Annotated in this window: 6 protein-coding genes; 5 read left to right on the top strand and 1 reads right to left on the bottom strand. The window is 43.0% G+C overall.

Translation table 11 applies throughout. From position 1 onward, the window contains the following. Nucleotides 1-870 precede the first annotated feature (870 nt). Together ACYQ11_RS13255 and ACYQ11_RS13250 are read left to right on the top strand one after the other, a co-directional pair. Nucleotides 871-1320, top strand: coding sequence for a hypothetical protein (locus ACYQ11_RS13255; protein WP_459924278.1), 450 nt, complete (start codon nt 871-873; stop codon nt 1318-1320). 1037 nt (nt 1321-2357) lie between these two features. Next, nucleotides 2358-2984 carry a hypothetical protein gene (locus ACYQ11_RS13250; RefSeq protein WP_459924277.1) on the top strand — a complete coding sequence of 209 codons (627 nt, stop codon included), beginning with the start codon at nt 2358-2360 and terminating at the stop codon, nt 2982-2984. A 543-nt stretch (nt 2985-3527) separates the two neighbouring features. Here the strand turns inward: ACYQ11_RS13250 and ACYQ11_RS13245 are convergent. Continuing rightward, entirely contained in the window at nt 3528-3677 is a 150-nt protein-coding gene (locus ACYQ11_RS13245) for a hypothetical protein (RefSeq protein ID WP_459924276.1), read from the bottom strand. Between the two features lie 359 nt (nt 3678-4036). Between ACYQ11_RS13245 and ACYQ11_RS13240 the strand changes: the two genes are divergently transcribed. The 3 genes from ACYQ11_RS13240 (at nt 4037) to ACYQ11_RS13230 (ending at nt 6943) form a co-directional block, all read left to right on the top strand. After that, nucleotides 4037-4474, top strand: coding sequence for a hypothetical protein (locus ACYQ11_RS13240; protein ID WP_459924275.1), 438 nt, complete (start codon nt 4037-4039; stop codon nt 4472-4474). Between the two features lie 98 nt (nt 4475-4572). Continuing rightward, nucleotides 4573-5631, top strand: a complete 1059-nt coding sequence (locus ACYQ11_RS13235; protein WP_459924274.1) for a hypothetical protein — start codon at nt 4573-4575, stop codon at nt 5629-5631. Next, nucleotides 5624-6943: a hypothetical protein gene (locus ACYQ11_RS13230; RefSeq protein ID WP_459924273.1), complete on the top strand. Its 1320-nt coding sequence runs from the start codon at nt 5624-5626 to the stop codon at nt 6941-6943. Before ACYQ11_RS13235 ends, ACYQ11_RS13230 begins: the two co-directional genes overlap by 8 nt. The last annotated feature ends 150 nt before the right edge of the window (nt 6944-7093 follow it).

The following is a 7093-nucleotide window of genomic DNA, read 5'->3' as shown; positions in this document are numbered from 1 at the left end:
GTTGTAAAGAAATCGGAGTTTGGGCTTTCTCCTGTTGAACGACTTTTCAAATTCGTCCGCTGTCTCGTTCAGGGTGGCCCATCTGCTCAACCCTTGTTGCGGCTTCCGGCTTCCTCGTTCTCAGGGCGGCCCGCTCGTTCGAAGGCTTTCACGGCTTTGAGCGTCGTCGGGTTCTGATTGTTCTTTGTCACACCTGGCATATTGTTTCACGTTCCCCGGCATTGGGTTCATAAACTCCGGTTCCTCACCCATTCGCCACCGTGAATCAATCTGCCAACAATTGCTTCCACCGGACCGGGCTACAGCTCGTCTCTTTGGAAGTCTTTAGTTTTTCAATCTTTTTCGCCCATCGGCCCAGCGTCTCGGCTCGCCGCCCGGCCGGTGAAGCACACGTTGGCAGTCGGACGAACGCCTGGATAAAAAGTAGAAAATTGATTTGCTCTTTCAAAAACAAATGTTGTAAAGAAATCGGAGTTTGGGCTTTCTCCTGTTGAACGACTTTTCAAATTCGTCCGCTGTCTCGTTCAGGGTGGCCCATCTGCTCAACCCTTGTGGCGGTTTCCGACTCCCCCGTTCTCAGGGCGGCCCGCTCGTTCTAATGCTTTCACGGCTTTGATCACCGTTTGGTTCTGGTTGTTCTTTGTCACACCTGGCATATTGTTTCCACGTTCCCCGGCATTGGGTTCATCAGCTTCGGTTCCCATCTATTCGTCACCGTGAATCAATCTGCCAACAATTGCTTCCACCGGACCGGGCTACAGCTTGTCCCTTTGGAAGTCTTTAGTTTTTCAACCTTTTTCGCCCATCTGCCCGGCGTCGCGATTCGCCGCCCGGCCGGTGAAGCACACGTTAAGCATCAAAACCAAAAATATGGAATACGTAGCTTACAACTATTTCGAAACCCCTAAAGAAGAAGCCATATATTCTATAGCGTCTGCATTTGTTCGTCCTGATTTTGATATTTCAAATGCAGGTAAGAATGATCCCCCTAAAAAGTTCAACGGTGGAATAAACGATCTTTGTGCCTTGATCAAGGGCGGAACAGAATTGACAAATTACACATTTCTCAAGAGTCGCAAAGCAAAAATAGAGGTAACAATAGCGGTCCATAATGATCCACGATGGGAACATTCGACATTTTCTTTTAGTGGTCCTAATAGAAAGGCAGTTGAGGATTTATGCTTATCATTAAATAGTGTTGTGAATTCATATCTCTGCATTTCTGGTGTATCGGGTCATGGGCCAAAACAAGAGTGGTTGTTTTTGTATCAAAATGGTAATTGCCCAAAATCTTTATTGGATAAATTATTAAATGCTTAACAATCGCTTGCACCCGATCGGGCTACAGCGCCGCATTTTTCAGCGGTGTCGTTTTTCAACCTTTTTCGCTTCTCGGAGGATTTCGTGATTCGACGCCCGCCGGGTGAAGCGTACGTTGGCAGTCGGACGAACGCCTGGGTAAAAAATAGAAAAATTGGTTTGCTCTTTCAAAAAGAAATGCTGTAAACAATTCGGGCAAGGACATTTTCCTGTTCAGCGGCTTTTCAAATTCACCCGCTGTCTCGTTCAGGGTGACCCATCCGCTCAACCCGTGTGGCGGTTTCCGGCTCCTTCGTTCTCAGGGCGGCCCACTCGTTCGAAGGCTTTCACGGCTTTGATCACCGTTTGGTTCTGATTGTTCTTTGTCACACCTGGCATATTGTTTCCACGTTCCCCGGCATTGGGTTCATCACGTCCTGTTCCCCATCCATTCGCCACCGTGATTCAATCTGCCAACAATTGCTTCCACCGGACCGGGCTACAGCTTGTCCCTTTTGGAAGTATTTAGTTTTTCAACCTTTTTCGCCCATCTGCCCGGCGTCTCGATTCGCCGCCCGGCCGGTGAAGCACACGTTGGCTCTTCATATAAAGAAAAAAGAAGTAAAAAATTCAACCGTTCTTTTGAAAAAATATGGAATCTCGATTAAAAGAATTGTTGTAATTTATAAACGAAATTGTGGTTTTAACCGCTGTCTCATTCCTGGTAATTCATGGTTCATGGGTTAATGTGCCTCCAACAGTTTCGTTCCTATGGTGGCCCGCTCTTTCAAACGTCAATGTGAGCTCTGGCATTCTCGTTCTCCGGGTGGCCCGCATTATCAAAGTTTGTATTTGATTTTATCCGTTATTGGTTTTATCAAATAAAATATAAATTCTGGGCGGTGTATCGTCGAAACTGATGCTTTTTCAGGTTTAAATCACTTGTATAATCAAACGGTTTTGCAACTATTATCCGCCAACAACTGGTTGCAGGTGACGCCTCCCGCTGCGCGGTAGTCGCCCCTGAACCAGAGCGTTAGGTCTATAAAGATTGAACTATGGAAAAACTAGAAGATAATCTAAACAATCCAATTCCTCTTAAAAGGTTACGCCAAACAGTAACCCTTTGTGCATTGATATTGGCGATAGCACATCTCATCTGGCCACATATCGCAATTGATGCCATCACTCTTGCTTTGATCGTCATTGCTATTCTCCCGTGGCTGGCTCCGTTAGTGAAATCGCTTGAACTCCCTGGTGGATGGAAAGTCGAATTTCAGGAATTGCAAAGGGCTGCATCTCGTGCTGATACTGCGGGCCTATTGGCAGCCGAGCCATCGCGCACTGAAGATTCATTCTCGTTCCAATCTATTTCAAAAAGAGATCCAAATTTAGCTCTTGCAGGGCTCCGAATTGAAATAGAAAAGAGGCTGTCAAAATTGGCTGAGGTCAATAACATTGAGCAGCGTCGGCCAATGGGCATCGGTCAACTTTTAAGGGCTTTAGCGCAACGGGAGGTACTTACGAATGAGGAGCGTTCTATTCTGTCGGATATGGTAAATATGTTAAATGCGGCAGTTCATGGAGCCACAGTGGACCGGCAGACCGCAGATTGGGCTATTGATGTCGGCCCTCGACTACTTACTTCATTGGACGAACGAATAGAAGAAGCCAAAAAGACCTAACAAGCCCCTTGCACTCGGACCGGGCTACGGCGCGCCCTTTTGGGGGTTTTCATTATTCAACCATTTTCGCTTTTTGGCGGCTATCGCGGTTCCCCGCCCGGCCGGTGAAGGGCGCGTTGGCAGTCGGACGAACGCCTGGGTAAAAAGTAGAAAATTGATTTGCTCTTTCAAAAAGAAAAGTTGTAAAGAAATCGGAGTTCGGGCATTCTCCTGTTGAGCGGCTTTTCAAATTCAACAGCTGTCTCGTTCAGGGTGGCCCATCCGCTCAACCCTTGCGGCGGTTTCCGGCTCCCCCGTTCTCAGGGCGGCCCGCTCGTTCGAATGCTTTCACGGCTTTGATCAGCGTTTGGTTCTGGTTGTTCTTTGTCACACCTGGCATATTGTTTCCACGTTCCCCGGCATTGGGTTCATCACGTCCTGTTCCCCAACCATTCGCCACCGTGAATCAATCTGCCAACAATTGCTTCCACCGGACCGGGCTACAGCTCGTCCCTTTTGGAAGTCTTTAGTTTTTCAACCTTTTTCGCCCATCGGCCCAGCGTCTCAATTCGCCGCCCGGCCGGTGAAGGGCACGTTGGCAGTCGGACGGACGCCTGGGTAAAAAGTGGAAAATTGTTTTGCTCTTTCAAAAACAAATGATGTAAAGAAATCGGAGTTTGGGCTTTCTCCTGTTGAACGACTTTTCAAATTCATCCGCTGTCTCCTTCAGGGTGGCCCATCCGCTCAACCCTTGTTGCGGCTTCCGGCTCCCTCGTTCTCAGGGCGGCCCGCTCGTTCGAATGCTATCACGACTTTGATCAACGTTTGGTTCTGGTTGTTCTTTGTCACACCTGGCATATTGTTTCCACGTTCCCCGGCATTGGGTTCATCACCTCCGGTTCCTCACCCATTAGCTACCGTGAATCAATCTGCCAACAATTGCTTCCACCGGACCGGGCTACAGCTTGTCCCTTTTGGAAGTCTTTAGTTTTTCGACCTTTTTCGCCCATCGGCACAGCGTCTCGATTCGCCGCCCGGCCGGTGAAGCACACGTTGGGCGTCATAAATAATCTATGGAAGAAATAAAAATCATCAAAGATAAGGCCGAATTGGAAGGCACATGTTATATCGAACTCAGTCTTGGTAAGTATCAAGGGAAACATTGGGAAAAAACAAGCCTTTTCTTTGAAGAAGAAGTATTTGGACTTATTGAGCCGATTTTTGAAAAAATTGCACCAAATTATGATCATTACAATATGAATGATATTGATTCAAATTCATGGGATAATATTCTCTCTGAACTAAAGGCATTGAATGCCTTGCTTGAATCGACAAATGATTTTGAAGATATTCTAGGCAAAGTTGGTTTTATTTTTGCTGGTTCCCGTGACTACTTTCAGAATCATTTGTTAAGTTGCAAAGATCAACTTATAAAATTGATAACAGAATTAGTTGAATGGGTTGAAAATAATATAAAAGAACATGGATGTATTGCAGTTTTAGGCATTTAGAAACATTTCAGCGCCCAACAATTGCATGCAGGGGATTGCTTCCGCTGCACTCCAGCAACCCCTGATGCACACGTTCGGCTTAGATTAAAATAAATATTATGACAGATCAAACAATCAAAATAAAATCTCTCAAAGAACATGTAATTGAATCAATTTCGAGTGTCCTTTGGAGCGAAAAATTTCCTTCATGTGATGATACGCCCAATGGTGTGTTGGCTTTGGTTGACGAAATTGCATCATATCACGAAGAAGGAAAAGAGTTGTTTCCTCATATTCTTATAACAACAGACTTCACTGAACTACTCAAGTCTTTGCCATTTATACAAAAAATAATGCTCAAAAAGGATATTTTGAGTGTCAAAGGATTTCAAGCCGCCTTAAAGCTGTGTGCCCCTTTGGCGGTTGATGGTTGGATAATTTTCATTGAATTAAATATCTCTGAGAAAAGTATAAAATACGGTTTATTGTCTTCTGAATTATCAGAAACAAGTCCTTCATTACATCGTCAGTTACTCGGGGATTTGTCTACAGAAAATGCCAATTTACCATTTATTTACATATCAAATATTGGACAAAGAACTGTTTTAATAGAAGGAGTAAAAAATAGGGTTGCAGTTTCTTTATCATTAAAAATGATTGAAGAAATATCATGTGATTCAGTCAATCTATTATCAGAAAATGTCACAACAAAAATAAGATCAGAAATTCGCGACACTATAAGCTTCTATTTCGAAAAATTACTTAATACATCTCTTAAACAATGCCATGGAACATTGATTGGAGTTGTTGAAGATGATCAATCATCAATTGAATTTTTAAAAGAAAAACTTGAAGATGGAATATATCTTGACGAACCTATAGATTTTGCATTTTTAGTCGAAAACTCAGAGCAAGAAAAGTCAAGAGAAGCTTCAAGTATGGTTAGAATATATTCAAGCATTGTTCACAATATGTTAAATTTTGACGGTATCACCGTCTTATCTACTGGTGGAAAAGTTATCGCCTACCATTGTTTTGTCAAGCAAGGTGACAACCAAGAGGATTTGGGTGGAGCAAGATCTCGCGCATTTGAGGCAATGATCCATTCTAAAGCTTTTGTTTGTTGTTTGTACAAATCGCAAGATGGTAATGAGAAATTTTGGAGAAAAAATGACTGATAAAGCATTAATATGGAAAGGACCAGCAGGATTACCGTTACCTGTTACAGCAACAAGTGCAAACGATATCGTACCCTATGCCCAAGCTTTAACAGAAAAACAAAAAAACCATGTCATAAGGGCCTTTAACGATGGGGCTTTTGACATGGGAGCTGAGTATTTATGGCGCAGGTCTATGATAAAATTACGTAACGCTCTGCAGTCATTGGGAATGAAATTTATTGGAGAGATGCTTGGTAATACGGACATTGATGAATTTTCGAACATCGAATCTGTCCTGACAGACTACGATACAATTAAGCTCTCCGAACAGCTTGGCGTTGTCAACAGTACAGGGGCTTTGAAATTAAAACAATCCCTGGAGATAATAAACCATTTCTTCTCAAGAAAAGCCGAGGAAGATGGTGAAGAGCTTTCAGCTGTTGATGGGATACAAATTATTACAACATGCGTAAAATATATTTTAGGCGAACAGAACCTTGGGGTTGCCCTTGAATTCTCTGAATTCAGGAAAAGACTTTACAACGAAACTCTTTCACATGATGACTTACAAGTTCAGTATCTGCTTAACTCTCCAACTTTTTATGTTCGTACCGTTGTAAATGTCTTGCTTTCTGTAATTCGAGAATCCGAAGGTGCGAAGCTTGAACATTCCCTTGCCAACTTAAATACAATTATTCCATTATTATGGTCGAGTATGGCCGAAACAGATAGGTGGGGTATAGGAACTGCTTATAGGGATGTTACGTCTGATGGAAATATCATTGCGGCTAAAGGTTTGAAGGAGGCATTGCTTAAGGTTTCTGGTTTTGATTATGTACCAGAAAATTTAAGATCAACTACATTTAAAAAAGCCGCTAAAGCAATTATAGAAGCACATTATAATAACAATAACTTTTATACAGAAGGACCGCTGGTAAAGGTTCTAAACAACCTTGGTACGACAATTCCAGCACCAGCAATTATAGATTGTATTCAAGCATATCTGTGTGTTTATTTCGGTAATTCTTATGGCGTATCATTTACAGCCGGTCCTTTGTCACTCATCGGCATAAACAATATAACACCTGACAGGTGGCAATATTATTTAAATAACGCAATCCACACTGATGAAGTTATTTTGGATAAATTAGCCTGGATTAGCAGGGCCCCCTCCAGATTCGTCCAAATTATTACTGAAAAATTAGACATTAGTGTATTAGATACGCTTTCAAAAAATAAAAATAGACGATTGGTTCAATATATTTTTGATAACAATACATCTAAAATTCAATCCGTTGCAAAATCAATGTATGACGAGCTGAAGCAATGAGACAACCGCCGAACAAATCGCTAAACTCGGATTGCCAAAAGCCGCGCCGCTTCGCTCTGCAACTTTTGGCAACCGGTTAGCTCAAACGTTAGGCATCAAATCAGCAACGATAGAGATAAACAATGAGCGCAGGGACATATGAGGAACCGC

It is taken from the genome of Desulfatiferula olefinivorans (genome assembly GCF_054657895.1).
This window is presented reverse-complemented; position numbering and strand designations above follow the sequence as displayed.

Excerpts from the sequence above, each read along its gene's own strand:
- ACYQ11_RS13255 (WP_459924278.1), top strand. The coding sequence starts at position 871 with ATGGAATACGTAGCTTACAACTATTTCGAAACCCCTAAAGAAGAAGCC.
- ACYQ11_RS13250 (WP_459924277.1), top strand. The coding sequence starts at position 2,358 with ATGGAAAAACTAGAAGATAATCTAAACAATCCAATTCCTCTTAAAAGG.
- ACYQ11_RS13245 (WP_459924276.1), bottom strand. The coding sequence starts at position 3,677 with ATGAATTTGAAAAGTCGTTCAACAGGAGAAAGCCCAAACTCCGATTTC.
- ACYQ11_RS13240 (WP_459924275.1), top strand. The coding sequence starts at position 4,037 with ATGGAAGAAATAAAAATCATCAAAGATAAGGCCGAATTGGAAGGCACA.
- ACYQ11_RS13235 (WP_459924274.1), top strand. The coding sequence starts at position 4,573 with ATGACAGATCAAACAATCAAAATAAAATCTCTCAAAGAACATGTAATT.
- ACYQ11_RS13230 (WP_459924273.1), top strand. The coding sequence starts at position 5,624 with ATGACTGATAAAGCATTAATATGGAAAGGACCAGCAGGATTACCGTTA.